The sequence below is a fragment of the Allobosea lathyri genome, assembly GCF_900108245.1.
GTDB lineage: Bacteria > Pseudomonadota > Alphaproteobacteria > Rhizobiales > Beijerinckiaceae > Allobosea > Allobosea lathyri.
Window position 1 is genome coordinate 269,957 of sequence record NZ_FNUY01000005.1, and the last position, 25,863, is coordinate 295,819.

The window sequence follows — 25,863 nt, forward strand, 5'->3', positions numbered from 1 at the left end:
CCTGCTCTAAAGCTGGCAATCCGGGCTCCGCTCGGGCAAACCGTTCCCATGCCGCAGCCCTACGAATCAGACGCCCGCGCGATCCTCAAATCCGTCTTCGGCTATGACGATTTCCGCCCGGGCCAATGGGAGGTGATCGAGGCTGCCCTGTCGGGCCAGGATGTGTTCGCGGTGATGCCGACGGGCTCGGGCAAATCGATGTGCTACCAGCTGCCGGCGCTGGTCGCAGGCGGCCTGACGCTGGTCGTTTCACCCCTGATCGCGCTGATGCGCGACCAGGTCGGGCAATTGACGCGGGCCGGCGTCGCGGCCGCGTCGCTCAACTCGATGAACAGCGAGAGCGAAGCGAGCGAGGCCTGGGACAAGCTGAATTCGGGCGATCTGCGCCTGCTCTTCGTCTCGCCGGAGCGGCTGGCGGGCGATGGGCTGGTCTCGCGCCTGCGCAGGCTCGGCGTGACCCGTCTCGCCATCGACGAGGCCCATTGCGTCTCGCAATGGGGACATGATTTCCGCCCGGAATACCGGCTGCTCGCCAGGGCGCGCGAGGCGCTGGGCGGCGTGCCGGTGACGGCGCTGACCGCGACCGCCGACCGGCAGACGCGCGAGGACATCGCCCAGCAGCTTTTTCCGAAGCCGCCGCATCTCGTCGTCCATTCCTTCGACCGGCCGAACCTGAAGCTCGCCTTCGCCGCCAAGGACCAGCCGCGCCGGCAGATCGCCGATTTCCTGACCCGCCATCGCGGCGGCAGCGGCATCGTCTACTGCTCGTCGCGCGGGCGCACCGAGCGTCTCAGCGAGGGCCTGCGCGAAAAGGGCTACAACGCGCTACCCTATCATGCCGGGCTGGACCAGACCGTCCGCAACCGCAACCAGGACGTCTTCCTGCAGGAGGACGGGGTCGTGATTTGCGCGACGATCGCCTTTGGCATGGGCATCAACAAGCCCGATGTCCGCTTCGTCGTTCATGCCGACATGCCCGGCTCGATCGAGAGCTACTATCAGGAGATCGGCCGCGCCGGCCGCGACGGGCTGCCGGCGGATACGCTGACGCTCTACGGCATCGAGGACATGGCGCTGCGCCGCCGCCAGATCGACGAGAAGGCCGTCGACGACGAGCGCCGGCGCATCGAGCACAAGCGCCTGAACGCCATGATCGATCTGTGCGAATCCGCGCTTTGCCGCCGCAGCGCGCTCCTGGCCTATTTCGGCGAGGAGACGCCGGCCTGCCGGCATGGAGACGCGCCGTTTCGCTGCGATCTATGCGGCACGGAGGCCCCCGGGCTCACCGACGCCACGCTCGACTCGCGCAAATTGCTTTCGGCGGTGGCGCGCTCGGGACAGCGCTTCGGCGCGGCCCATCTTGCCGACATCCTGACGGGGACAGTGACGGAGACGATCCGGCGCCAGAATCATGACGGGCTGAAGACCTTCGGTGTCGGCCAGGACAAGCCCAAAAGCGCCTGGACGGCGCTCGCCCGCAAGCTCTTCGCCGCCGGCGCGCTGGCCGAAGCCAGCGTCGAGCATGGCGGCTTCTGCCTGACGGCAAAGGGCGAGGACATCCTGTTCGGCCGCGAGCCGATCGCATTGCGGGCCGACCCGCATGCCGACAGGCGGACGCGCCGGGCCGGGCGGGAGGCCGCACGCGCCGACGGGCTCGACGAGGGCACGGCGGCGATGTTCGAGCATCTGCGCCAGCTGCGCCTCTCGATCGCCCGCGAGGAGGGCGTCGCGGCCTATATCATCTTCACCGACCGCACGCTGATCGCGATGGCGCGCGAGCGGCCGCTTGGGCTGGAAGAGATGCGCGCGATCGAAGGTGTCGGCGAGCGCAAGCTGGCGCAATATGGCGAGGCCTTCATCGATGCCATCTCGGGCTTTTCGGGCTGATTTCAGCCGCACTCGCGCACGCACGCGCAAACGCGTGAAAAAGCCGCAGTGAGCCGCTATATTCGTGATACGAATCAAGACGATCGCGGGCGCCCTTAGCGCCCGCCGAAGGACCACAACATGAACGAAGCTGCCCGCGACCTTGAAGACGCCGCCTATGGCGCCGATTCCATCAAGGTTCTCAAAGGCCTGGATGCGGTGCGCAAGCGGCCGGGCATGTATATCGGCGACACCGATGACGGCTCCGGCCTGCACCACATGGTCTATGAAGTCGTCGACAACGCCATCGACGAGGCGCTTGCGGGGCATGCCGACATCGTCACAGTGACGCTGAATGCCGATGGCTCGGTCACCGTGACCGATAATGGCCGCGGCATCCCGACGAATATCCACAGCGAGGAAGGCATCTCGGCGGCCGAGGTCATCATGACCCAGCTCCATGCCGGCGGTAAGTTCGACCAGAATTCCTACAAGGTCTCGGGCGGCCTGCACGGCGTCGGCGTCTCCGTCGTGAACGCGCTGTCGGTTTCGCTCAAGCTGCGCATCTGGCGCGGCGGCAACGAGCATTTCATGGAATTCCGCCATGGCGATGCGGTGGCGCCGCTCGCGGTCGTCGGCCCTGCCGGCGACAAGCGCGGCACGGAGGTGACTTTCACCCCGTCCCAAGAAACCTTCACGATGATCGAGTTCGACTTCAAGACGCTCGAGCATCGCCTGCGTGAGCTCGCCTTCCTCAATTCAGGCGTGCGCATCATCCTGACCGACGCCCGCCATTCCGAGGTGGTGCGCGAGGAGCTGATGTATGAGGGCGGCGTCGAGGCCTTCGTGCGCTATCTCGACCGCGCCAAGACGCCCATCATCTCCAAGCCGGTGATGCTCTCCAACGAGAAGGACGGCATCACCGTCGATGTCGCGCTGTGGTGGAACGACAGCTACCACGAGAACGTGCTCTGCTTCACCAACAACATCCCGCAGCGCGACGGCGGCACCCATCTCGCCGGCTTCCGCGCTGCTCTGACGCGCCAGATCACCGGCTATGCCGAGACCTCCGGCATCCTGAAGAAGGAAAAGGTCGCGCTGACCGGCGACGACTGCCGCGAAGGGCTGACGGCTATCGTTTCGGTCAAGGTTCCCGATCCGAAATTCTCCTCGCAGACCAAGGACAAGCTGGTCTCCTCGGAGGTTCGCCCCGTCGTCGAGAACGTCGTCAACCAGGCGCTCTCGACCTGGCTGGAGGAGCACCCGCCCGAAGCCAAGCTGATCGTCGGCAAGGTCGCGGAAGCCGCCGCCGCCCGCGAAGCCGCCCGCAAGGCGCGCGACCTGACCCGGCGCAAGGGCGCGCTCGACATCGCCTCGCTCCCGGGCAAGCTGGCCGATTGCCAGGAGCGTGATCCCGCCAAATCCGAACTCTTCATCGTCGAGGGTGACTCGGCCGGTGGCTCCGCCAAGCAGGGCCGCGCCCGCGAATACCAGGCGGTTCTGCCTCTGCGCGGAAAAATCCTGAACGTCGAGCGGGCACGCTTCGACAAGATGCTCTCCTCAGAGCAGGTCGGCACGCTGATCACGGCGCTGGGCGCCGGCATCGGGCGCGAAGAGTTCAACATCGAGAAGCTGCGCTACCACAAGATCATCATCATGACCGACGCGGACGTGGACGGTTCCCATATTCGCACGCTGCTGCTGACCTTCTTCTACCGGCAGATGCCGGAAGTAATCGAGCGCGGGCACCTCTTCATCGCCCAGCCGCCGCTCTACAAGGCGGCGCGCGGCAAGAGCCACGTCTATCTCAAGGACGAGCGCGCACTCGAGGATTACCTCGTCGAGACCGCGCTGGACGGCGCCGTCTTCAGGATGAGCGGCGGCTCCGAACGGGCCGGGCAGGATCTGCGCGCCCTGATCGAAGAGTCGCGCGGCGTCCGCCACACGCTCTCGCAGCTGCATTCGCGCTACGACCGGCGTGTCGTCGAGCAGATGGCGATCGCCGGCGCGCTGCATCCGCTCAGCGATGACAGCGATGAGCAGTCCAACGCGAAGGCGGCTGCCGTTGCCGTCCGCCTCGACGCGATCTCCGACGATCTGGAGCGCGGCTGGGAGGGCAAGGTGAGCGAGGGCGGCTTCCTGTTCTCGCGCATGGTGCGCGGTGTGAAGCAGGTCGCAGCGCTCGATGCCGGCCTCCTCGCCAGCGCCGAGGCCCGCAAGCTCGATGCCGCGAGCGCCTCCCTCCAGGAGGCCTATGCCAAGCCCGGCGTGCTCAGCCGCAAGGGCGACGACCACATCGTCAACGGGCCGACCGACCTGTTCGAGGCGGTCTCGGCCATCGGCAAGAAGGGCGTCTCGCTGCAGCGCTACAAAGGGCTGGGCGAGATGAACCCCGACCAGCTCTGGGAGACCACGCTCGATCGCGACGTGCGCTCGCTGCTGCGGGTCAAGAACGACCAGAACGACGAAGCCGACGACCTCTTCGTCAAGCTGATGGGTGATGTGGTCGAGCCGCGCCGCGAGTTCATCCAGAGCAACGCGCTGAACGCGACGGTCGATACCTGAGGCGGCTCGCGCATCGAGTGCTGGAACAGGACACGAAAAAGCGGGAACCGGTTTCTCGCAAGAATTCTGCTCCAGCACTTTGATGAGAGACGGCGACAAAGATCCGATAACCCGAAGGGCCTAGCATGGCGCCGGGAGACAAGAGTCCCGGTTCCAGTTTGCTGCTCGGCTTTGTCTGGGCAGGGATCGCCGTGGCGATCTTTGGCGGCTGGTTCGTCGTGACGCGCTTCAGCGTCACCCGGGAACTCAACGTCTGGGACATCACCGCGATCCGTTTCGGCATCGGCGCGCTGATCCTGCTGCCCGTGCTGCTCGGATCCAGGCTCCGCTTGCGCGCGTGGGGGCTTGGTTTTGTCTTTGCGCTGTTATGGGGCGCGCCCTTTGTTTTGCTCGTGGCGCTCGGCCTGCGGCTGACCAGTGCGGCCGAGGCGGCTTCGACGACACCGACGCTGATGCCGGTCTTTTCCGGGTTGATGGCCTGGGGCGTCATGCGCGAATGGCCGGGCTGGCCACGCCTGCTCGGCTATGCCGCGATCGTTGCCGGGCTTGTCGTCCTAACTTTCGCCAGCATGCCCGGCGGCCATGCTTTCCAACCTGCGGGGCTCGGCTCGCTGGCGCTGGCGGCGGCGATGTGGGCGGCCTACACGCTGCTGTTCCGCCGGGCGGCGCTTTCGGCGCTTCAGGCGGCCGCGCTGATCTGCTTCTGGTCCGCGCTGCTATTCGTACCGGTCTATCTCTGGTTCGGGCTCGGCCACCTCGGCCACGCCTCGACGCAGGAGCTGCTTTTGCAGGGCATCTATCAGGGCGTCCTGATGAGCGCGGTCGCCATCGTCACCTTCAACAGGGCCGTTGCCCAGCTCGGGCCGGGCGCCGCGACGGCGGTGATCGCGCTGATCCCGGCCGTGTCCTCGCTGATTGCGATTCCGGTGCTCGGCGAGGTGCCCGGCCCGCTTGCTGCCATGGCGATCGCGGTCATCATTTGTGGTGTCGTGCTCGCTGCCAGGCCGCGCCCGCTGGCTTGAGGCGGCCGCGACGGCGTCCGCTTTGCGGGCCGATATTCTAGCGATCGAACACCGACCAGCCAGTCACCTCCGCGATCTTCTCCAGCGCCAGCGTTCCGAGTTTCGAATTGCCGTTCTCGTTCAACCCCGGTGACCAGACCGCTATCGAGGCCTGACCAGGCGCGATCGCGAGGATGCCGCCGCCGACGCCGGACTTGCCGGGCAGCCCGACCCGGAAGGCGAAATCGCCCGACGCGTCGTAATGCCCGCAGGTCAACATCAGCGCGTTGATCCGGCGCGCCCGCTGGGGCGAGACGACACGCGCACCGCCGGGCTCATAGAGGCCGCCATGCATCAGATAGCGCCCGGCCATCGCGAGCTGCCGGCAACTCATCGCTATCGCGCATTGGTGGAAATAGACGCCCAGCGTCAATTCCGGCGGATGCGTCAGATTGCCGAACGCCTTCATGTAATTGGCCAGCGCCACATTGCGGAAGCCCGTCGCTTGCTCGGCGCGCGCAACCTTCTCGTCGATGGCAATCGTGTCGTCATCGGCCAGATAGCGGACGAAACGCAGCAATTCGCCGATCGCGACGCGCGGCTCATGTCCGGAGAGGTTGACGTCGGCGACGACCAGCGCGCCTGCATTGATGAAGGGGTTGCGCGGAATGCCCTGCTCGCGCTCGAGCTGGACGATCGAATTGAACGGCGTTCCCGAGGGCTCCCGGCCGACGCGTCGCCAGAGCGTGTCGCCGATCTTGCCCAGAGCCTGCGTCAGCGCGAACACCTTCGAGACGCTCTGGATCGAGAACGGCTCATCGGTATCGCCGGCAGCATGAACCGCACCATCGACTGTCACGATGCACAGGCCGAAATGGCCGGGATCGATCGTCGCCAGCGGCGGGATATAGGTCGCGACATCGCCACGCTCTGGGATGGCGGCGATCTCGTCGGCAATGTCACGGACGAGCCGCGCGATGTCTGCCACGCTGTTCCCGCTCCCCACGAACCGCCCACTGGTTGCGAACAAGCCCGAGCCGCCCCCGCCGGTCAAGCGGCTGATCGCGCAGGGGGCGCGAGGTCTACTGCAATTGCGGGACAGGCCTGGAGGTCGCGAAGGTCAGCTCGCTCTCGCCCTGGCGTGCCACCACGCAGCGCGATTTTCCCTTCGACTTGGCCTGATAGAGCGCCGCATCGGCCGCCGTGAGAAGGCTGGTCATGTCCGTGCCGTGCTCGGGCGCCAGGGCGATGCCGATGGACGCCCCGACCGTGACCGCGTGCCGGTTGTCGAGTTCATAAGGCAGCGAAATCTCGCGGATCAGTCTTTCCCCGAAACTCAGCAGCTGCGCGGTCTCGGTCTGCTCGGACAAGACGATGAACTCGTCGCCGCCGATCCGGGCCGCGAAGTCACCGGCGCGAACGAGCCCGCGCAGGCGCTCGGCGACCAGCTGCAGCAACCTGTCGCCCGCCATATGGCCGTGGGTGTCGTTAATCGCCTTGAAGCCATCGAGATCGAGATAGATCAGGGCAAGGCGGCCTGCCCCGGCCTGTTGCGGCGAGCGCGCGTCGAATGTCTTGGCCAGGCCGGCGCGATTCTGCAGGCCGGTGAGCATGTCGTGCCGGGCGTGAAACTCATGCTCGCGCTCGGCTCGCATGGTTGAGACGAGCATGGCATTCAGCTTGTAGGTCGCCCGGCTCATGCTGAACAAATAAAACGGGATCTGCATGAAGACGATCAGCATGATCGGCTCGCCCAGGAACGGCGCGGCGAAGCAGCAGGCGCCAAGCGTCAGGAAGATCATCACCCCGGCCATGCGCGGCGCGCCGAAATTGCGGAAGCAGATGCCGCCGACCATTGCTGCAGCCGAGAGGCAGGCAAGCGTCGCCACGACCCAGTCGCCGCTGGTCAGGCTGATGAAGGTGCCGAAGCCGACGCCGGCCGCCCAGGCCACTCCCAGCAGAAGGTAGAGATCGGTCGGTGTCGGCAGCCCCTTCGCAGCCTGGCGCTGGGACACCAGCAGGACAGCTAGCCGCATAACGCAGCAGACGACCTCGAAGGCGCACCAGAGGATGAAGGGGAGCGTCGGAATGCGGAGCGCGATCAGCAGCGAGACAGCGACCGTGTTGATCACGCCGCCGGCGAAGATCGGCAACGTGCCATACAGGCTCCCGATCAGCGCGACCCTGATCTCATCGGGCACATCGGCACCGGCATCGGCGAGCCAGCGCGTGATGCGCCAGCGCGGGAGGCTGAAACGCGGTGCCACCTCACTCATGCGCCTGCCATCGCTCCTGGGTTGCCAGCTTCGAAGCAAACCGCCATCCGGCCAACGCCTCGCTGCAGGGGCTCATAGACCGCAGGGGTTACGATTCGGTTGGGACGTTCGGGGATTTTGCGAGGAATCGTCGAGGCGCGCAGCCGAAGGGCTCACAGAACCTGGCGGTACACCCAGACGCGCGCGGGCGGGATGTTGCGCAGCACCCAGTCCGAGACGAAGGCCTTCAGGTGAGAGCCCTTGCGCGGCACCGGCGAGATCACCGAATAGGTGAACTGGATGAAGGGCGCGCCCTCGATCAGCAGGGTGAAGGCATCCTTGGCCAAGGCGGTTCGCATCGGCGGCGGCTGCGTGAACAACGGCAGGCTGGAGACCAGCGCGATCGCCTTTTCGTTCAGGTGGCCGGCAAGCGTCTTCGAGAGCGCATAGGCGTCGCCCTCGACCACCGTCGCACGGGGAAAGCGCTCGCGCAGCAATTTGCAGAATTCGGGGCTGTATTCGACCAGGATCAGCCGGTCCTCACTGATGCCGCGTTCGATCAGTGCCTCGGTCACGGGGCCGGTGCCGGGGCCGATCTCGATGACCGGGCCGGGAAGATCGGGATCGACGAAGGACGCCATGCGCCGCGCCAGCGCCGGGCCCGATGGTGTCACCGAGCCGGTGCGCAGCGGAGAATCGATCCATGACTTGATGAAGCGCGCCTCGTCGCCGAGCTTCGTCTTGGCCTCGTTGACGCGCGTCTTGAATTTTTCGGCGGTGTTGCGAACCTCGCCCTCGACCTTGTAGCGCACGGCCGCAACCTTGAGCTTGGCTTCGGAGACGCTGTCGACGAGATCGGCCGCCGTCACCCGCATCTCACCCTCGATGCGCGCCGCGACCCGGGACTGGCCGAGGCGTGCCGCAAGCGATGTGCCGCGCGTGGGGCGAGGGCGGACCGTCGAAGACATGATACCTCTGACATCGTCGCGACATGCGGCGAGCTTGACGCTGCGGTTAAACGTTACCTACGCGGCATATGGGGTCAAGAGATGCGTGGAGCCAAGTCTTTCCGTCAGCTTGAGCGAAATTGATCTCAGATCAGCGGCCGCGGCTCGAATTCCCGCTCGAATGCCGAGGCCATGCGGGCGGTCAGGCGCGGATTGAGCAAAGTGAGCCGCCCTGCCGATATCGAGAACAGGCCTGAGCGCCGCAGCCGCGACCAGGTCTTGCTGGTGTGGACGAGCGATAGACCCAGTGCATCGGCCAGTTGCTGCTGCGAGAGCGGGAACAGGAAGCTGCGCTCGCTGACGAGCCCGAGCGCATCGGCGCGGCGGTAGAGCGAGATCACCAGCGCCGCGATGCGTTCGCCCGCATTGCGCTGGCCGACCGAGGTCAGATTCTCGTCAATGAGACTTTCCTCGCGCGAGCCGAGCCAGGCTATCTCATAGGACAGGCTCGGCATCCGCACGAACAGGTCCCAGACGCGACGACGCGGAAAAACGCAAAGCTCGACATCGGTCAACGCCTCGATGCCATGCTGGGCGGCGCTGAGCAGCGAGGCCTGCAGGCCGACGAGATCGCCCGGCAGCAGAAAATTCAGGATCTGGCGGCGCCCGTCCGGCAGGGACTGATAGCGGAACGCCCAGCCCGAGAACAACGTGTACAGCTCGGCATCCTCCTGGCCAGGATGGATGATGTCGGAACCGGCCGGCAAGGCGCGATGGTCGAACTTCATCGCCTGGATGAAGCGGACCTCATCATCCGTCTTGTCCTTGAAGGCTGGCTTGAGCCGTAGCGGGCAAGCAAGACAGGGAACGCCGACCCGGCCCTGCTTCATGGTCACTGTCATGGTCTGGAACGATTCCCAAAAAGCCTGGGCCACCATGCCCCTGAGGATCGTGGCGACTCAATATCAAATCACTTGTTTTCGTTTTTGTGCGACGCAACATGTTCTTCGCACATCAGGAACTTGCGGGTACTTCGCGACGTTTCCTTTCAACGCTGTTGCCGCGCCACGACCTGCTCCGGAGTTGCCCGCCTATGACCGACACACCGCGTGTGGCCGAACGCTCGCGCATGCGCCGCTTTTTCGCCAACGCCCTGCCGTTCTGGAGCGGCAGGACGCGGATGCGAGCCTGGGGCCTGACTTTGGCCGTGCTCGCCTTTGTCGCTGCGCAGACCGCGACGGCAGTCGGCGTCAACACGTGGAACCGCCTCTTCTTCGACGCGCTGGAAAAGCGCGACGTTCCCGCCGTCTGGAGCATCGTCGCCTGGCTGCCGTTGCTCGTCGTCGCCTCGGCATTGACGCTGTCGGCGCTGGTGATCAGCCGCATGCTGCTGCAAACCCGCTGGCGCGAATATCTCACGCGCCGGCTGGCCGGCTGGTGGATCGCCGATCAGCGCTATTACCGGCTGCAGTTCATCGCCAAGGAGCAGGCGGCGCCGGAATATCGCATCGCCGAGGATGTGCGCCTCGCGATCGAGCCGCTGGTCGAATTCGCGATCGGCCTGATCACCGCCGTGGTGACCGCCGCCACCTTCGCAGCGATCCTGTGGCACGTCGCGGGTTCCGCCCATTTCACCCTGGGCGGGGTCGAGATCGTGATTCCCAGCTACATGGCGCTTGCCGCGATCGGCTATGCGCTCATCGCCTCTCTCGCCGCCTATCTCACCGGCCGACCTCTCGTCGCCAAGATCGCGGCGAAGAACGAGGCGGAGGCGCAGTTCCGGGCAGAGATGACCCGCCTGCGCGAGAATGCCGAAAGCATCGCGCTGATCCGGGGCGATGCCGACGAGCGGGGCTCCGTCGGCGGAAATTACAGCCGCGTCGTCGCCGCCTGGCTGAATGTGATTCGCCAGCAGGGAGTGATCGCGCTGGTGCTCAACACGAACGGCGCGCTGTTTCCAATCGTTCCGCTGCTCCTGATCGCGCCGAAATACCTTTCGGGGGAGGTCTCGCTCGGCGCGGTGATGCAGGTGGTCGCGGCGTTCAGCGCCGTTCAGGCGGCTCTGATCTGGTTCGTCGACAACTTCGTCAGGCTGGCTGAGTGGTTTGCCTCGGTCGGCCGCGTCGACGAGTTGCAGGAGGCGCTGGAGGGGCTCGACGTCGCCACCGTCATGGAGGGCGAAACGCAGATCCAGCTCGGCGAAAGCCAGGATGGCGCGATTCATATCGAGAAGCTCTCGATTGCCCACAGCAATGGCCGCGTCGTCATCAGCGACGCTTCGGTTGTGATCGAGCTTGGCGAAAAGGTCCTGATCGTCGGCGAGAGCGGCACCGGCAAGAGCACGTTGATCCGCGCCTTGGCCGGCCTCTGGCCCTGGGGCTCGGGCACCATCGAGATGCCACAGGGCAAATCGGTCGCCTTCGTGCCGCAGAAACCCTATCTGCCGATCGGCAGCCTACGGACGGTGCTGCTTTATCCGGAGGCGGACAAGCCCGTTTCCGACGAAATCGTGACCGCTGCGCTCAAGCGCTCCGGGCTGGGCTATCTCGGCAAACGGCTCGACGACGAGGACAAGTGGGACCGCATCCTGTCGGGCGGCGAGAGGCAGCGCGTCGCCTTCGCGCGCCTGCTGATCCAGCGCCCCGACATCATCATCATGGACGAGGCGACATCGGCGCTGGACGAGGACAGCCAGAATTCCCTGCTGGGCCTGTTCGAGAGCGAGCTCGCACATGCGACGGTCATCAGCGTCGGCCATCGGCCGGGCCTCGAGGATTTCCACGACCGCAAGATCACCCTTGAGAAGCGGCTTGCGGGCGCGGAACTGACGTCGCGCCGCCTCGGAAAATCACTGTGGCGCCTGTTCAAGACCCGCCTTGCTGCCAATGACGAGGCCGCCTGAATCATCGTCGATCGAGTCACCCCGTCCCGAAATGGAACCCTGGCGGCCTGCCCGCGTTCACTCTTTCGGAAGCCGGTCGATTTTGCCCGGTCATGGCGACGGGAGAGACAGATGTTGAATAACAGCCTTGCCCCCATCAAGCGCGCCTTCGTTTTCTTCGGGCTGATGGGCACCGCCGTAGCGTGCCTGACCTTCGGCGCTGACTTGCAGGGCTCGACCGACCAGAGTTCCGCTACCGTCGCTTTGGCCAAGGCCGAGCGCCAGGAGCCTGCCGATACCCGCTATGCCGCCGTTGACCCCGGCCAGAAGGTCGTTAGCAGCGCGAAGCGCGCCATTGCCACGTTGCATCAGGCGACGTCGCAGCAGGCGATGCTCGACCGGCCGAACGCGACTGTCACGCGTTGAATTTCGGATCAAGGCTCTCACGGCTACAGAATTTGTCCCGACATCTGGAACCTCCGACAGGTTTCAGCGTTTCAGATCCAGCGCAGCCCTCGTGCGCCACACTGCGAGCCGCCTTCGGGCGGCTTGTTTTTTGAGTGTCTTGTTCTTTGACTATCGTGCGGCTTGGACGAGCGGCAGGCTGGGGAAGCGATGTATCTGCGTATTCGGCACGCGACCACCTACCGCTATGCGGGGCCCGTGCAGTTCGGGCCACACCGGCTGATGCTGCGGCCGCGGGACAGCTTCGATCTGCGCGTCGTCGATACCTCCTTGTCGATCGCGCCGCAGGCCCGGTTGCGCTGGATGCACGACGCCTATGGCAACTCCGTCGCCGTCGCGAATTTCAATGGCCCCGCCGATAAGCTCGACATCGTCAGCGAGCTGCTGATCCAGCGCTTCGGCTCGGCCTTGCCGCGCACCGAAATCGAGCCGACCGCCAGCGTCATGCAGGTGGTCTATAGCCAGGCCGAGCGCGCCGTCCTCCAGCCGTACCTGAACCTGGCAGCCGCCGATCCCGATGGTGTGCTCGACCAATGGCTCGCCGATTTCCAGCAGCGGACGGTGGAAGGTTCCGGCCATCTGCTGAAGGATCTGGCGCATGCGATCTATACGGGACTGAGCTATGCCGTTCGGTATGACGAAGGCACCCAGCATCCCGCCGACACCATCCGCCAGGCAGCGGGATCCTGCCGCGACTATGCCTGGCTATTCATCGAACTCGCCCGGCGAATGGGCTTCGCGAGCCGCTTCGTCACCGGCTATATCCATGACCGGACACCTGACGCGACCGGACTCGTTTCCGCCGTCGGGCTGACGCATGCCTGGGCCGATGTGTTCATCCCCGGCGATGGCTGGGTGGAGTTCGACCCGACCAACGACCTTGTCGCCGACCGGCAGCTTCTGCGCGTCGCCGTCGCGCGCGTACCGGAGGACGCCTCGCCGGTATCGGGCAGTTTCACGGGGCTGGCAGGTTCGTTTCTCGGCCTCAGCGTCGGCGTGACCATCGAAGCCGTGAACGAACCAAAATAGGCCCGCCAGCTTCAGGCGCGATGCCTGACACGCCAGCTGCCGAGCCTGCGCCCCTCGGCACCGCCCGCCTGCACGGCTTCGATCTGCGCGAGCAGGCCGGCGAAGAGCTTCGGCGGCTGGCTATGGGCGATATCGCGATCGGCCTCCAGCGCGATTTCGATGGTGGATGCGTCGATATCGCTGACGATGATGGTGATGCTGACCCCCGGCGTGCTGCGCAACACGCGCGAGGCCACGTCGACGACCATGAAGCCGAGCGGGATGATGCGGTCGACCGACAGCGAGGCTCCGGTCTCGATCCGGCCTGAAATCCACTGGTCGCGCCGGCGAATGAGGTTTGAAATCATCGTCACGACATCGTCGATGAACAGGTCGACGCGCACCGGCTGCATCTCGCCATCGGCCAGCGTGAAGCGGTAGGCGGCTGAGAGCACGTGAACGCGGCATTCGGCATCGGCCAGCGCCCAGCGGGCCTCGCTGCGATAGTCCCGCTTGGTCAGCCCGATATAGCTCTGGACGACCTGGAGGCTGTTCTTAACCCGGTGATGCAGTTCCCGCACGAGGAAGCGATTATCGTCGAGCGCGGTCTGCAGCCTGCGCTGCCGCACCTCCTGTTCGTCGACCATCGTATTGAACGCCTCGGCGACGCTGCGAATGTCGCTCGGCATCTCCTCTGCAACGACTGCGCGGGCCGTCTTTCCCGTGGAGCGTGCGCGCGCCGCTGCCTCGATGCCGCGCAGCCAGCGCACGCAATGGCTGTCGATCGCCCGCAGATAGACCAGGCACAGCAGCGTCAGCGTCAGCAACGGCGCCAGCAGAAGCACGAGAAACTGAAGACGCGCCGCGCGAACCGGCGCATCGTCGAAGCTGGTGATGACATAGAAGTCCGGGTCGGCCACCATTCTCGCCGCATAGGCGCGCTCGCCGCCGACGCGGCTTGGCGCCTCCCAGCGAAGCTTGGATTCTGGAACGCGTTCCTGCGCCGGCAGCCAGGATATGTCCGGGTCTTCGCCCCGCGAAGCCACGACCCGGCCACCGCGCGCAAGTAGGGCCACGTTCATGCCCTCGCTGTCATCCCCGAGATCGAAGACCTGATCCAGAAGTTCGGTGTTCACCAGCAGGAGCGCTTCCTGCGGCATGGCCCCGCCGATATTGCGAGCATGGATAGCGAGATAGCTGCGCTCTCCCAGCGCAACATGATCGTAGCGCGCCTGCGCCAGCTCGTTGTCCGCCCAGATCCGTGTCGAGGGCAGTTCCTTCAGCTTGGCCGAGATCGCCGCCATGTCGCCTGCGGCAACGCCTGAGTCGAGGGAGGTCGAGCAGACGCGGCCATCGCTCATGACGAGGCGCAAGGCACGAAACCCGCGCACCTGATCCAGCAGCAGCCGACTGGAGGCGTCGCAATCCGCTTTCGAGGGCTGCCCGCTTGCAATCAACGCTCCCGATGCCAGCAACGTGCGCAATGCGCCGCGATACCAGACACGGGTGCGCACGGCGAAATCATCCGCCGCCCGCGCCTGCGACAATTCGATTGCCGCGATGACCGTCCGATAGGTCGTGACGGCGGCGACCGCCGTCAGCCCGGCAATCGGCAACGCAATCGCGATCAGGAGGGCGAGCAACCGCCCCCTGACCGTTTTGAAGCGTGTGAGCCGCATCAGGTCCCGATGATTTCGGAGCCGACCCTTTGCATCGCAGCCGCACTTTTGCGGTCCGGCCCAAGATCGTCCAGGCTGCCTATCGACAGCAATTCGGCGAGCTTCGTCCTGGCCCGGTTGACCCGGCTCTTGATGGTGCCGATCGCAACACCGCAGATTTCGGCGGTCTCTTCATAAGAGAGGCCGGTCGCACCGACCATGATCAGCACTTCGCGCTGTTCTTCGGGCAGCTTGGCGAGCGCCTTGCGAAAATCGGCGAGGTCGAGATGGCTTTCCTGGTTGCCATGCGTGGCCATGCGCTCGGCATAGGTGCCCTCGCTGTCCTGCACCTCGCGCCCGCGCTTGCGATAAAGCGAGTAATAGGTGTTGCGCAGGATTGTGAAGAGCCAGGCGCGCAGGCTGGTTCCGGGCTCGAATTTCTCGGAATTGCCCCAGGCCTTGAGCAGCGTGTCCTGGACCAGATCATCGGCAAGCTGCATCGAACCCGACAGCGAAGCCGCGAAGGCTCGCAAATTCGGGATCTCCTTGATCAGGCCGTCCTTGAACTCAGTTGCGCTCATCGGATGAAGCTCCGGCTGCGCGCTGCTCTGTGGCTTCAAGCTGTGCAAGCAAAACCAGAAACTTGTCGGGCACAGGTGCGTTGACGATGTCGTCGTAATGCGCCTTCAGCGACCGGCCGATCGATTCCTGGACCTTGGGATCGAGGATCAGTTCGACGTCGTCCTCGTCATTGCCGCCGGAATCGGCCATTGCCGCATCCACCTGAATCATATCAGCCCTCGCGCCAAAGCCCGGCCCGCTTTTCCAGCAGGTCCCGGCAATCTAATGTTGGATCGGTCACGCTGGACACGCGATACCGACACTCGTGCGCCGTATTAACAGGGGATTCTGCAAAAGGTTCCCACCGGAACAAAAAATAAAATGCTTGTCAGCGATGCGCGGCGAGTGCTCATTTCCGGCACCAATAAAAGGACGTATCCATGTCGATCGCCAAGGAAATCGCGCCACATCTGCCCTATTTGCGTCGGTTCGCGCGTGCGCTGAATGGCACGCAAGCGAGCGGCGACGCCTATGTGGTCGCCATGCTGGAAGCGCTCGTGCTCGATCCCGACTCGTTCCCCCGGGAGATCAATCCGCGCATTGCGCTTTACCGGACCTTCCTCAAGCTGTGGAGCTCGGTAGGTCTCAATACGACTGATTCGGGAGCAGTCGAACTCAGCCGTTCCTCCGCCGAGCGCAACCTCGAAGCACTGACTCCGCGCCCGCGGCAGGCCTTCCTGCTGCGGACCGTCGAAGGCTTCTCGATCGAGGAGGTCGCGGCCATCATGGACGTCACGCCGCCCGAAGCCGCCGGCCTCGTCCAGACCGCCGGACAGGAGATCGCCGAGCAGGTCGCGACCGATGTGCTGATCATCGAGGACGAGCCGATCATAGCGCTCGACATCGAGACCATGGTCGAGGAGCTCGGGCATACCGTCACCGGCGTCGCCCGGACACAACGTGAAGCGATCGCGCTCGTCGCGAAGAAGCGTCCGGGCCTCGTCCTCGCCGACATCCAGCTTGCCGATGGCAGCTCGGGTCTCGACGCGGTGAACGAGATTCTTGCCACGATCGACGTGCCCGTGATCTTCATCACCGCCTATCCCGAGCGCCTGCTGACCGGCGACCGCCCTGAACCCGCGTTCCTGATCACAAAACCCTTCCAGCCGGAAGCGGTGAAGGCCGCGATCAGCCAGGCGCTGTTCTTCGACCGACGCGCCGGCCGCAGGGCCGCCTAAGCTTTCTCACGCCGATCGGTTTTCCGGCCCGTGGCGCCTCGCGCTGCGGGCCTTTTTCATGCGTTCCGCCCAGCCAAGATTCATGCGAGGGCGGCTGTTCCGATAATTCGCCTGCATCTCGCTGGGAGCCGGGAACAAGCGTTGCGGACCCGCGTTCTCGAAACTGGTGTTGAGTGGAGTTTCGGGTTCGCAGTTCGGGAGGGCGTGAATCGATGGCCATGACATGTCTCACAGCGCTGATCGCGGCAACGTCGATCGGGACGGCGCTTTTCAGCGGAATGGTACCAGTGGGGGCCATGACCTCCGATATCCTGTCATTGGTACTGGCCGGCTTGACCGCCGTTGCGGTCGCCAGCGCTGCAGCGCTTGACAGTTGAGCGGGGTCGCGGCGATCGCGAAGCAACAGAAATCCCGAGATCTCGGACGATCCGGACAGCCCGCGCGATGAGATCAACCGCGGCACGTCTGGTTCTATTCGCGTTTGTGAGTTCTCTGGCGGGCGGCGCTGCTGTGGCGGCGCCGCGTTCGCAGGCCGTCAGGGCCGATGCACCGGTTACGACGAGGCTGCCACCGCCACGCCCTACCGAATTTGCAGCCCCACCGCCTGCGAAGGCGCCCGTCCAAGCGCCGGAGCCGGATGCGGGAAAGCCTGCTGCAACCCTCCAACCGCCGGTCAGCGCGCAGCCGGAAGGGCCACCGGTTCCGCAGGAGCCGAGCTGCCTTGCCATGCTGACCGCGATCTCGGGCAATCGCGTGCGCGCAGCCGACACGGGCGTGAATGGGGGCAAGGACGCGGCGTGCCATGTGGTCGAGCCGGTGGTGGTCGAAGCACTCTCGGTCCGGAGCGCGAATGGCGAACGCCAGATCGCCTTCGATCCGCCGGTGACTCTGAGCTGCACCATGGCGAGCACTGTCGCGACCTGGCTCGACACCAGCGTCCAGCCGCTGGTGCGCGGGCATTTCGACCGCGACCTGGCTGGTCTGAGGGTTGGTGGAGGGCATGAGTGCCGGCGCCGCAACAGGGCCGTAGCCGGGCCGCTCAGCGAGCACGCCACCGGCAAGGCACTCGATATCTTCGCGTTCACGCTGACAGGGGAAAAGACGGGTCAGACAGTGGTGGTCGAGAAGCCCGACGGACCAGCGCAGAGCAATTTCCTGCAAGCCATCAGACAGTCAGCCTGCGGCGCCTTCAACACCAGTCTCGGGCCCGGTTCCGACAGCGCGCACGCAAACCATCTCCATGTCGATACGCAGGAGCGCCGCTCGCCCTCCAGCCACTTCTGTCAGTGATGGGCCTGCCGGAGATCGTCGATGAGCGGCTCATCTCCCGGGGCCTGCGCGTCCGACGAGGCTTGCGGTTCAGACGAGGCTTGCGGTTCAGACGAGGCTTGCGGGTCGGAAATAATCCAGGTCGTCCGCGCGCAGGGCTCAGGTCGCCGCATCGCCATGATCTGAAGGGCGGTATCGTGATCGAAACCGCGCTCGATCAAATCTTCCAGCTCCCAGAATGGCGGAATCGTGACGCCGGGCCCGCGACCGATCGGCAGGATATCGGGGATTTCTTCCCTGCGGCGTCTAACGGACATCGAGGTTCCCATGCGATGATGAAGCGTTAACGCAACAGCCTTCACGAGGTTCCCAATAATTGGGAACTGTGGAAGCTCTGCGGCGTTTTCTGGTCACCCTTACGTCAGGAGCATTTGAGATGATCATTCGGCCTTCGCGAGCCTGCCTCGCCGCCATTGCCGCCGCAGCCGGCGTTCTGGGGTTCCTGACGCCCGCAGCCGCCCAGTCCGGTGCGCCGACCGGCCGCCTGAGCTGCAGTGTCGGGGCCGGCCTCGGACTGGTGATAACATCGCAGCGCCCGATGGATTGCCGTTTCCGGCCGCGTCGCGGTCCGATTCAGCGCTATGTCGGCGTCGTCAGAAATTTTGGGCTCGATCTCGGGACGATCCGCAGCACCAACATGTCCTGGCGCGTCTACGGTCCCTATGCACGCGCGCCGCTCGGCGCCCTCACCGGCCACTATGTCGGCGCGACCGCAGGAGCCTCTGCCGGCGTCGGCGCGACCGGTAATCTGCTGGTCGGTGGCGACAACAATGAGGTCACGCTCCAGCCGCTTTCGCTTCAGGGATCGCGCGGGATCAATGTGGCGGTCGGCGTCACAGGCTTCGAATTGTCGCTGGTTTCGCCAGGCAGGCGTCGCTAGGAATCGCCGCTTCATCAGCCAAAAGGCTTACGCTTCGCTAACCCTGTTCCTGCAAATTGAATCGAGTTTGACGGTTTCTCAAGTCTCTTTCGAGATAATGCAGGAACATCGCCATCTTTGTGACGTTGATTGCTTGCGTCACAAGATTGCAGTTAGTGAGAGTGCCGGATTCAATGGCTGATATCCGTGTCCTGATCGTCGAAGATGACCCTTTTATCGCCATGGACATCGAGTCCGCCGTGGCAGATGAACTGGGCGACAAAGCAGAGTTGATCGTCGTCGGATCAGTTGCAGAAGCGCTGCGCGCCACTGCTTCACGGCTATCCTGCGCGTTTCTCGATATCGACGTCATCGGCGGCAAGACCTTCGATCTCGCCGCTGCGCTGCTGCAGGCAGGAACCCCGTTCGCCTTCGTCTCCGGCTCATCGCCCAGCGATGTGCCGAAGGCGCTGCGCCAGGCGCGCTTCCTGCGCAAGCCATTCTCGACGCGCGAGATCGCCACTTTCCTGCTCGGAGCCATCTCGCCGCTGAAACCACGCCGGAGCCGGAACCACTGACGAAAAGGGCGGGCGGGTTTAATCGCGTTTCGGAAAGGTCAACGTCACCCGGCAGCCGGGGCGCTCCGTACCCGGTTCAAGCGGCTCCGACACCATTTTCGCGCGCATGCTGCGAAGCAGGCTGGCGATCACGGTCTGGCCGAGCCCCTTGGACTCGACCTCAGTGGGCATGCCGACGCCGTTATCCTCGATCGTCATGGCCAGGCCAGGCGCGCCATCGATCTCGACCTGATCGAAGCGAATCACGATTTTTCCCGCCATGTCGCCGGGAAAGGCGTGCTTGATCGCGTTCGTTACCAGCTCGTTGACGATCACGACGAAGGATACGGCGTCCCGACCCGGCAGGCGGATCGCGTCCATCACGAGTTCGATATCGATCCTGCGCCCCTCGGCCGCCTTGCCGATCTCGTCGAGCAGGTCCTCCATATAGGGCCGCGCGTCGATCTCGTCGGTCTCGATGTCCAGGCGCAGACGGCGCTGGCCTGCCGCGATCGCCTGAATGCGCGATTGGGCCTGCGCCAAAGCGTTGCGGACGGCCGGCTCCCGGGTCTGGCGGCTCTGGACATTGAGCAGGGCCGAGACCATCGCGAGGTTGTTGCCGACACGGTGATTGACGTCGCGCAGCAGCGCCTCGATCCGCAGGCGCTCGCTTTCGAGCTGCCTGGTGCGTTCGCCCACGATCAGCTCAAGCTGCGCGTTGCTTCCGGCCAGAAGGGCGCTACGGCGCTGGCGGGTGCGAAGCTGCTGCCAGGCGGCAAAAGCGAGGCCTGCGAGCGCCACGACGATGCCGACGCTGGCCCAGAGACGTCGACGCGCCTCGTTGCGCGAGAGTGCGACGAGGCGAATGTTCTCGGCCAGTTGCAGCTGCTGCACGGAGGCGCGCAGCGCCTCCATCGCGGCGACACCACTGCCGTTGCGCATACGTGCCAGCGCCTCGCTTTGACGCCCGGCCTTGACCAGCGCCACGGTCGCATCGAGTTCCCCAAGCTTTTGGAGCGTTTCCTCGCGTGCCCTCGCAACCCGCTCCTTCTGCGCGACATCCTCAGTGACGAGCTTATCGAGCGCGTCCAGCTCAGGCAGTGCAGCGGCACGACCGCTGGTGAACGGCTCCAGATAGGCGCTGTCGCCTGTCAGGAGATAGCCCCGCTGGCCGGTTTCAGCATCGCGCATATGACCCAGAAAGCGCTCCGCGCGTTCGCGGATCTCGATCGACTGGGAAACGCGCTCAGAGGTTCTCAATGCCTGGGCATTGATCCAGGCTGCCAGAACCACCGCGACGGCGACGACCCCGATCGCCACGATCGTGATCGTGGCGGAGCGCAGGCGCGCGCCGATGGCGGACAAATCGAGGAGGGAGAATCGGGCGCGGGGCCTCACCTGAGATAACATGCAGACCGTGTTACAGGACGGAATCCCCAATCCCTATGTAAAAAGACAGGGGCCGTCCATCGCCGATCCATGCTCGCGCGCCTCAGCTCTGGTCGTCTTCGGCATCGCCCCCGCTGAAGAACTGCCTGCCGAGCACGGTCCCCAGCACCAGAATTCCGCCGACCATGGCCATGCGCCAGCTCATGCGCGAGCCCAGCAGCTTGGCTGCGATGGGGGCTGCCGCTAGCGCCGTGGTCGCGAGCGGACGTGGCGGGCGACGGCGGTTCTTGACGAAGAGCGCCACGCAAAAGGCCAGCAGCGCCGTGGCGAGCAGGCCGCCTGCGATCCACAGGCTCGCCGCGACCGGGCCGTAGTGAATCAACAGCACCGTATGCAGTGCATTCAGTGCATAGCCGACCGAGCAGACGACGAGCAGGGCCGTCAGCCCGAAAAGCCCGTACACGATGACGTTGCGCTTCACCGCGCCGGAGACCTCCGACGCAATGAATGATCCCAATCCCCCCAGCATCGGCTTATCGTGCCGAAAGGAAGCCAACGAAGAGGCCCACCGCCGCCGCGAGCCCCAGCGCGCGCAAGGGCCGCTCCTGGATTTCCTGGGCGATCAGGCGCTGAAGATCGGTGGCCTGCTCGCGCGCGACATCGACCATCTTGTCGGTATCGACGCCGACCGACTTCAGCCGGTCACTAACGGTGGCGGCCAGTTCCTCGGCACTGCGCGTGATGCTGTCTTCGAAGGCGCCAGCCTCGCGCTTGGCATGGCGGACGGCCGCGCGCGCCTCGTTGGCGACGTCCTCGGCGCCGGCGGCGATCTCATCCTTGGCACGCTTCACGGCCGAGCTCGCCTGACGCTTCGCGGAAGTTGTGGTTGCCATAGCGGTTGTTTCCCTGTCGCCTGATCTTCGATCAATCTCTGGAATAATCTGCCCGCCGAGAGTCCGACGCGCTTGCAAGGCCAACGCATCCGTTGGCCTTGGGTTCCTTTTTGGCCGCCTCAGCCCGCCTGCGCCTGTTCGGCATCTTCGGCCTGGGCCTTGCGGTAGCGGGCAAACTCCTCCTGCGCCACCATGGCGACGAGCAGGATCGGAGTCGAGAGCACCGCGCCGACCGGACCCCAGAGCCAAAGCCAGAAGATGAAGCCGATGAACACCAGGAAGGGCGAGACGGTGAGCCTGCGTCCGACGAAGACCGGCGTCACCGCGTTGCCCTCGATGAGATGCAGCATGAAAAAGGCGGCCGCCGGCCAGATCGCCGCGACCAGCGACGGCGCATCGAGCAGCGCTCCGGCAAACAGCAGCACGGTGACGATGATCGGCCCGATGAAGGCGAGGTAATTCATGAGGAAGGCGAGCGCGCCCCAGAACACCGGAAAGGGCAGCCCGGCAAACCAGGCGATCGTCATGGTCAGCAGGCCCATGCCGAGGTTGATCAGCGTCACCAGCCCGAAATACTGCGCCACCCGCGTCTCGATCTCCTGAAAGAACGCGCCGGCGGATTTGCGTGCGCCGCGCCCCAGGCACAGCCGCAAGGCGCGCGCCTTGAGATGGCGGCGGGTCGCCAGCCAGAAATACACGGTCGCGACGAAAACCAGCATGCCGCCCGCCGCCGCCGAGGACGACATCGCTATGTCGAGCAGCGGGTTGCCCTGGGAGACACTCAGTTCGGTGCCGCTCTTTCCGGTCAGCGCAGCTGCGGCGCGTTTCAACTCCTCGATCATGGCGAAGGCACCGGCGAGCTTGCGCTGCAGCGCTCCCAGCATGGCCGGCAACTGATCGCTCCAGCCTGCGATGGGCACGGCCAGAACGGTGATCGACGCCATCAAAACGGCCAGTCCGAACAGGACGACGATCGCGGCCGCCAGATGCTGCGGCACGCCCCGGCGTACCATCCAGTCGACGACCGGACCCAGTACCAGCCCGAAAATGATGCCAGCCGTGATCGGCAGCGCAATGACCTTGGTCAGATAGAGCGACGCGGTGGCCAGAATGACGAAGATGCCGACAATGGCGTAGCGCAGGATGAGGTCGTGCTCGTAAGGGGTGACGTCCTCATGCGTCTCCTCGACCTCCGGTTCCGGCTCCGCCACGTAGCGCGGGAACGGTTTCCAGGAGGACGAGTTGAGCATCTTTGCGGTTCCCATGCGCGAACCGGCATCGGGCGCGTCACATTACAACGTAATGGCGCCAGGCAAAGTTCCTGCGCCTCAATGCGCCTCGTCCCAGTTGCCGGCGGCGCGCGCATCGACCTGCAGCGGCACGCGCAGCTGCAGCGCCGGATGCGGCGCGTCGACCATCACCTTGGTGATCACCGGCAGCGCCGCCTCGACCTGCGCTTCGGGCACCTCGAAGACGAGTTCGTCATGCACCTGCAGCAGCATCCGCGCATCGAGCCTAGCCGCCGTCAGCGCGGCGTCCATCCGGATCATGGCGCGGCGGATGATGTCGGCGGCCGAGCCCTGGATCGGCGCGTTGATCGCCTGCCGTTCGACGAAGGCGCGCTCGGAGGGATTCTTCGAGGCCACCGCGGGGAAATGGCAGACCCGGCCGAAGATCGTCGTGACATGGCCATTGGCCCGCACGAAGGTCTTGGTCTGGTCCATATAGTCGCGGATGCCGGGGAAGCGCTCGAAATATTTGCGGATATAGGCGCCGGCCTCCTCGCGGCTGATCGCAAGCTGGTTTGCCAGGCCGAAGGCCGAGATGCCGTAGATGATGCCAAAATTGATCGCCTTGGCCCGGCGACGAACTTCGCTCGGCATGCCCGCGACGGGCACGCCGAACATTTCCGAGGCGGTCATCGCGTGAATGTCGATGCCATCGGCGAAAGCCTGCCGAAGCTGCGGAATCTCGGCGATATGGGCGAGCAGGCGCAGTTCGATCTGGCTGTAGTCGGCAGAGATCAGCTTGTAGCCCTTTTCGGCTACGAAGGCGGTGCGGATCTTGCGCCCGGCCTCGGTACGGATCGGGATGTTCTGCAGGTTGGGCTCCGAGGAGGAGAGCCGGCCCGTCGTCGTCGCCGCCAGCGCAAACGAGGTGTGCACCCGGTTGGTCGTCGGGTTCACATAGGCCGGCAGCGAATCCGTGTAGGTCGATTTCAGCTTGGCGAGCTGACGCCATTCCAGGATCTTCGAGGGCAGCTCATGGCCCTGCTCGGCCAGCTCCTCGAGCACGCCGGCCCCCGTCGCCCATTGCCCGGTCGCGGTCTTCTTGGCGCCGGCGAGGCCCATCCTGCCGAACAGGATGTCGCCGAGCTGTTTTGGGCTGCCGATCAGGAATTTTTCGCCCGCGAGCGTGTGGATCTCGTCTTCCAGCCGGGCCAGCGACTGCGCGAATTCGCCCGACAACCGAGACAGGATCTGCCTGTCGATGGCGATGCCGCGGCCTTCCATGCGGGCGAGCACCTCGACCAGCGGACGCTCGAGCGTCTCGTAGACCGTGACCTTGCCCTCGGCGGCGAGCCTGGGTTTCAGCGCGCGCCAGAGCCGGAAGGTGACGTCGGCGTCCTCGGCGGCATAGTCCGTCGCCTTGTCGAGCGCGACCTTGTCGAAGGAGACCTGCGCCTTGCCGGTGCCGGCGACCTGCGCGAAGGTGATGGTCTCATGGCCGAGATGCAGCTCCGACAGCCGGTCCATGCCGTGGTTGTTGACGCCGGCATCGAGGGCATAGGAAATCAGCATGGTGTCCTCGACCGGGGACAGCTCGATGCCGTAGCGCGCCAGCAGGACCAGATCGTATTTCAGGTTCTGCCCGACCTTGAGCACGCCATCATCCGTCAGCAGCGGCTTGAGCGCGGCGACAGCCTCGGCCACCGGGATCTGGCCCTCCAGCATGCCGCCGCCGAACAGATCCGTGCCGCCACGATGCTGAAGCGGAATATAGCAGGCGCGGCCCGGCGCGACGGCGAGCGAGATGCCCACGAGATCCGCCTGCATCGCGTCGAGCGCGCTGGTCTCGGTATCGATTGCGACGACGCCGGCCTCATAGGCCCAGCCGATCCAACGTTCGAGATCCGCCAGCGTCCGCACGCATTCATAGCCCGTACGGTCGACCTTGGCGGCAATCGCCTCGTTCTTGCGGGCGGCGGCGAGATCGGCCGGCTTCAGCCAGCCATCGCCGGCGGGGGCTCCAGCCGCCGGCTGAGTGACCGCGGCGCTGGCCGCAGTCGAGAGCATTGGCTGGCTATCGGCTGCGTCGGCGCCGATATAGAGCGCCTTGAGCTCGGCCGCGCGCGAGCCGCCCGGCGCCAGCGCAGGGTCTGCGTCGATCGCTGCGACATCGGCCTCATAGGCTTCGCCGACGCGCTTGGTGATGGTGGTGAATTCCATCGCCTTCAGGAAGGCGATGAGCGGCACAGGATCCGGCTGGCTCAGCGTCAAATGCGACAGCGGCGTCTCGACCGCGACATCGTCGACCAGCGTGACGAGCTTGTGGGAGATGCGGACCTTCTCGACGATCTCGGGATTGGTCAGCGTCTCCCGGCGCTTGGGCTGCTTGATTTCGCCCGCGCGCGCCAGCAGCGTCTCCAGATCGCCATACTCCGCAATGAGCTGGGCGGCCGTCTTGATGCCGATGCCGGGAGCGCCGGGCACATTGTCGGTGGCGTCGCCGGCCAGCGCCTGCACATCCACGACCCTGTTCGGCATCACGCCGAAATATTCGACCACCTCGGGCTCGCCGATCTTGCGCTCGGCGCGAAAGCCCGCGCCCTTCTTGGCGTCGCCGGAGGCGGGGTCGTACATGGCGACGCCCGGCCCCACGAGCTGCATCAGGTCCTTGTCGGCCGACACGATCAGCACATCGGCGCCGGCCTCGCGCGCCTGCCTGGCATAGGTCGCGATCAGATCATCGGCCTCGTAGACATCCTGCTCGACCGGGATCAGCCCGAAAGCCCGCACCGCCTCGCGCATCAGCGGGAATTGCGGGATCAGGTCCGGCGGCGGCTCCGAGCGGTTGCCCTTATAGGCGGGGTAGAGCGCCTTGCGGAACGAGTTCTCGGTCTTGTCGAAGACAATGGCGAGATGCGTCGGCTTTACGCCGAGCACGCCGTCCTTGACGAACTGGAACAGCTTGGTCGCGAACAGCCGGACCGCGCCCGAGGGCAAACCGTCCGAACGGGCATTGTATTTCCGGTCCTGATTGATCGATTGGAAATAGGCCCGGAAAATGAAGTTCGAGCCGTCGACCAGAAAGAGATGGTCGCCGGGCTTGAGATCGGGCGCGGAGGTCTTCGGGGCTGTCTCGCTCATGGCGCGGACCATAAGCGGCTG

General features: G+C 65.2%; 23 protein-coding genes. 10 read left to right on the forward strand and 13 right to left on the reverse strand.

The annotated features are described in order from the left end of the window. Positions 1-48 precede the first annotated feature (48 nt). The 3 genes from recQ to C4S73_RS14240 all read left to right on the forward strand — a co-directional run bounded on the left by recQ (position 49) and on the right by C4S73_RS14240 (position 5,453). On the forward strand, positions 49-1,887 hold the full coding sequence (gene recQ / locus C4S73_RS14230; RefSeq protein ID WP_103873154.1) for a DNA helicase RecQ: 1,839 nt from the start codon (positions 49-51) through the stop codon (positions 1,885-1,887). 120 nt (positions 1,888-2,007) lie between these two features. Beyond that, positions 2,008-4,431 carry a DNA topoisomerase (ATP-hydrolyzing) subunit B gene (gene gyrB, locus C4S73_RS14235; protein ID WP_103873155.1) on the forward strand — a complete coding sequence of 808 codons (2,424 nt, stop codon included), beginning with the start codon at positions 2,008-2,010 and terminating at the stop codon, positions 4,429-4,431. A gap of 125 nt (positions 4,432-4,556) precedes the next feature. Then, positions 4,557-5,453 carry a DMT family transporter gene (locus C4S73_RS14240; protein WP_103873156.1) on the forward strand — a complete coding sequence of 299 codons (897 nt, stop codon included), beginning with the start codon at positions 4,557-4,559 and terminating at the stop codon, positions 5,451-5,453. A 37-nt stretch (positions 5,454-5,490) separates the two neighbouring features. Here the strand turns inward: C4S73_RS14240 and C4S73_RS14245 are convergent, their stop codons facing one another. From C4S73_RS14245 to C4S73_RS14260, 4 genes are all read right to left on the reverse strand, one after another. Beyond that, complete coding sequence (locus C4S73_RS14245) at positions 5,491-6,420, reverse strand: glutaminase (protein ID WP_103873157.1); 930 nt, start codon at positions 6,418-6,420, stop codon at positions 5,491-5,493. 94 nt (positions 6,421-6,514) lie between these two features. After that, positions 6,515-7,708 carry a diguanylate cyclase gene (locus C4S73_RS14250; protein ID WP_103873158.1) on the reverse strand — a complete coding sequence of 398 codons (1,194 nt, stop codon included), beginning with the start codon at positions 7,706-7,708 and terminating at the stop codon, positions 6,515-6,517. A 152-nt stretch (positions 7,709-7,860) separates the two neighbouring features. Beyond that, positions 7,861-8,655 carry a class I SAM-dependent methyltransferase gene (locus C4S73_RS14255; protein WP_244595595.1) on the reverse strand — a complete coding sequence of 265 codons (795 nt, stop codon included), beginning with the start codon at positions 8,653-8,655 and terminating at the stop codon, positions 7,861-7,863. A 125-nt stretch (positions 8,656-8,780) separates the two neighbouring features. Then, complete coding sequence (locus tag C4S73_RS14260; RefSeq protein WP_244595596.1) at positions 8,781-9,536, reverse strand: Crp/Fnr family transcriptional regulator; 756 nt, start codon at positions 9,534-9,536, stop codon at positions 8,781-8,783. 191 nt (positions 9,537-9,727) lie between these two features. On the opposite strand from C4S73_RS14260, the gene C4S73_RS14265 reads away from it, so the two are divergent. The 3 genes from C4S73_RS14265 (at position 9,728) to C4S73_RS14275 (ending at position 13,009) form a co-directional block, all read left to right on the forward strand. Then, positions 9,728-11,536 carry an ABC transporter ATP-binding protein/permease gene (locus tag C4S73_RS14265; RefSeq protein ID WP_160115770.1) on the forward strand — a complete coding sequence of 603 codons (1,809 nt, stop codon included), beginning with the start codon at positions 9,728-9,730 and terminating at the stop codon, positions 11,534-11,536. 111 nt (positions 11,537-11,647) lie between these two features. After that, positions 11,648-11,941: a hypothetical protein gene (locus tag C4S73_RS14270; RefSeq protein WP_103873160.1), complete on the forward strand. Its 294-nt coding sequence runs from the start codon at positions 11,648-11,650 to the stop codon at positions 11,939-11,941. A gap of 189 nt (positions 11,942-12,130) precedes the next feature. After that, positions 12,131-13,009 (forward strand): transglutaminase family protein, encoded by an 879-nt coding sequence (locus C4S73_RS14275; protein ID WP_103873161.1) that lies wholly within the window; start codon positions 12,131-12,133, stop codon positions 13,007-13,009. 11 nt (positions 13,010-13,020) lie between these two features. Here the strand turns inward: C4S73_RS14275 and C4S73_RS14280 are convergent, their stop codons facing one another. From C4S73_RS14280 to C4S73_RS14290, 3 genes are read right to left on the reverse strand one after another with little or no spacing between them, the layout of a single operon-like run. Then, entirely contained in the window at positions 13,021-14,667 is a 1,647-nt protein-coding gene (locus C4S73_RS14280) for a histidine kinase dimerization/phosphoacceptor domain -containing protein (protein WP_103873162.1), read from the reverse strand. Next, positions 14,667-15,227: a sigma-70 family RNA polymerase sigma factor gene (locus C4S73_RS14285; protein ID WP_103873163.1), complete on the reverse strand. Its 561-nt coding sequence runs from the start codon at positions 15,225-15,227 to the stop codon at positions 14,667-14,669. The genes C4S73_RS14280 and C4S73_RS14285 overlap by 1 nt, the downstream gene beginning before the upstream one ends. Next, positions 15,214-15,417 (reverse strand): NepR family anti-sigma factor, encoded by a 204-nt coding sequence (locus C4S73_RS14290; RefSeq protein WP_103873297.1) that lies wholly within the window; start codon positions 15,415-15,417, stop codon positions 15,214-15,216. The genes C4S73_RS14285 and C4S73_RS14290 overlap by 14 nt, the downstream gene beginning before the upstream one ends. Positions 15,418-15,647: 230 nt before the next feature. On the opposite strand from C4S73_RS14290, the gene C4S73_RS14295 reads away from it, so the two are divergent. After that, a complete protein-coding gene (locus tag C4S73_RS14295) occupies positions 15,648-16,445 on the forward strand; it encodes a response regulator (protein ID WP_103873164.1) in 798 nt (265 codons plus the stop codon). Positions 16,446-17,171: 726 nt separating this feature from the next. Next, complete coding sequence (locus C4S73_RS14300) at positions 17,172-17,735, forward strand: extensin-like domain-containing protein (protein ID WP_160115771.1); 564 nt, start codon at positions 17,172-17,174, stop codon at positions 17,733-17,735. On the opposite strand, the gene C4S73_RS14305 is transcribed toward C4S73_RS14300, so the two are convergent. Beyond that, positions 17,729-18,076, reverse strand: coding sequence for a hypothetical protein (locus tag C4S73_RS14305; protein WP_146071355.1), 348 nt, complete (start codon positions 18,074-18,076; stop codon positions 17,729-17,731). The genes C4S73_RS14300 and C4S73_RS14305 overlap by 7 nt on opposite strands. Positions 18,077-18,150: 74 nt before the next feature. On the opposite strand from C4S73_RS14305, the gene C4S73_RS14310 reads away from it, so the two are divergent. Both C4S73_RS14310 and C4S73_RS14315 read left to right on the forward strand, forming a co-directional pair. Further along, positions 18,151-18,654, forward strand: coding sequence for a DUF992 domain-containing protein (locus C4S73_RS14310; protein WP_103873167.1), 504 nt, complete (start codon positions 18,151-18,153; stop codon positions 18,652-18,654). A gap of 119 nt (positions 18,655-18,773) precedes the next feature. Then, the gene (locus C4S73_RS14315) at positions 18,774-19,211 is read left to right on the forward strand and encodes a response regulator (RefSeq protein ID WP_146071356.1); all 438 of its coding nucleotides are present in this window, start codon (positions 18,774-18,776) and stop codon (positions 19,209-19,211) included. Positions 19,212-19,229: 18 nt separating this feature from the next. On the opposite strand, the gene C4S73_RS14320 is transcribed toward C4S73_RS14315, so the two are convergent. The 5 genes from C4S73_RS14320 to polA all read right to left on the reverse strand — a co-directional run bounded on the left by C4S73_RS14320 (position 19,230) and on the right by polA (position 25,842). After that, positions 19,230-20,588 carry a sensor histidine kinase gene (locus C4S73_RS14320; RefSeq protein WP_160115772.1) on the reverse strand — a complete coding sequence of 453 codons (1,359 nt, stop codon included), beginning with the start codon at positions 20,586-20,588 and terminating at the stop codon, positions 19,230-19,232. Positions 20,589-20,682: 94 nt separating this feature from the next. Continuing rightward, entirely contained in the window at positions 20,683-21,108 is a 426-nt protein-coding gene (locus tag C4S73_RS14325) for a hypothetical protein (protein ID WP_146071357.1), read from the reverse strand. A 4-nt stretch (positions 21,109-21,112) separates the two neighbouring features. After that, on the reverse strand, positions 21,113-21,472 hold the full coding sequence (locus tag C4S73_RS14330) for a DUF883 C-terminal domain-containing protein (protein ID WP_103873171.1): 360 nt from the start codon (positions 21,470-21,472) through the stop codon (positions 21,113-21,115). Between the two features lie 119 nt (positions 21,473-21,591). Beyond that, on the reverse strand, positions 21,592-22,722 hold the full coding sequence (locus tag C4S73_RS14335) for an AI-2E family transporter (protein ID WP_160115773.1): 1,131 nt from the start codon (positions 22,720-22,722) through the stop codon (positions 21,592-21,594). Between the two features lie 78 nt (positions 22,723-22,800). Next, positions 22,801-25,842 carry a DNA polymerase I gene (gene polA, locus C4S73_RS14340; protein WP_103873298.1) on the reverse strand — a complete coding sequence of 1,014 codons (3,042 nt, stop codon included), beginning with the start codon at positions 25,840-25,842 and terminating at the stop codon, positions 22,801-22,803. Between the last annotated feature and the right edge of the window lie 21 nt (positions 25,843-25,863).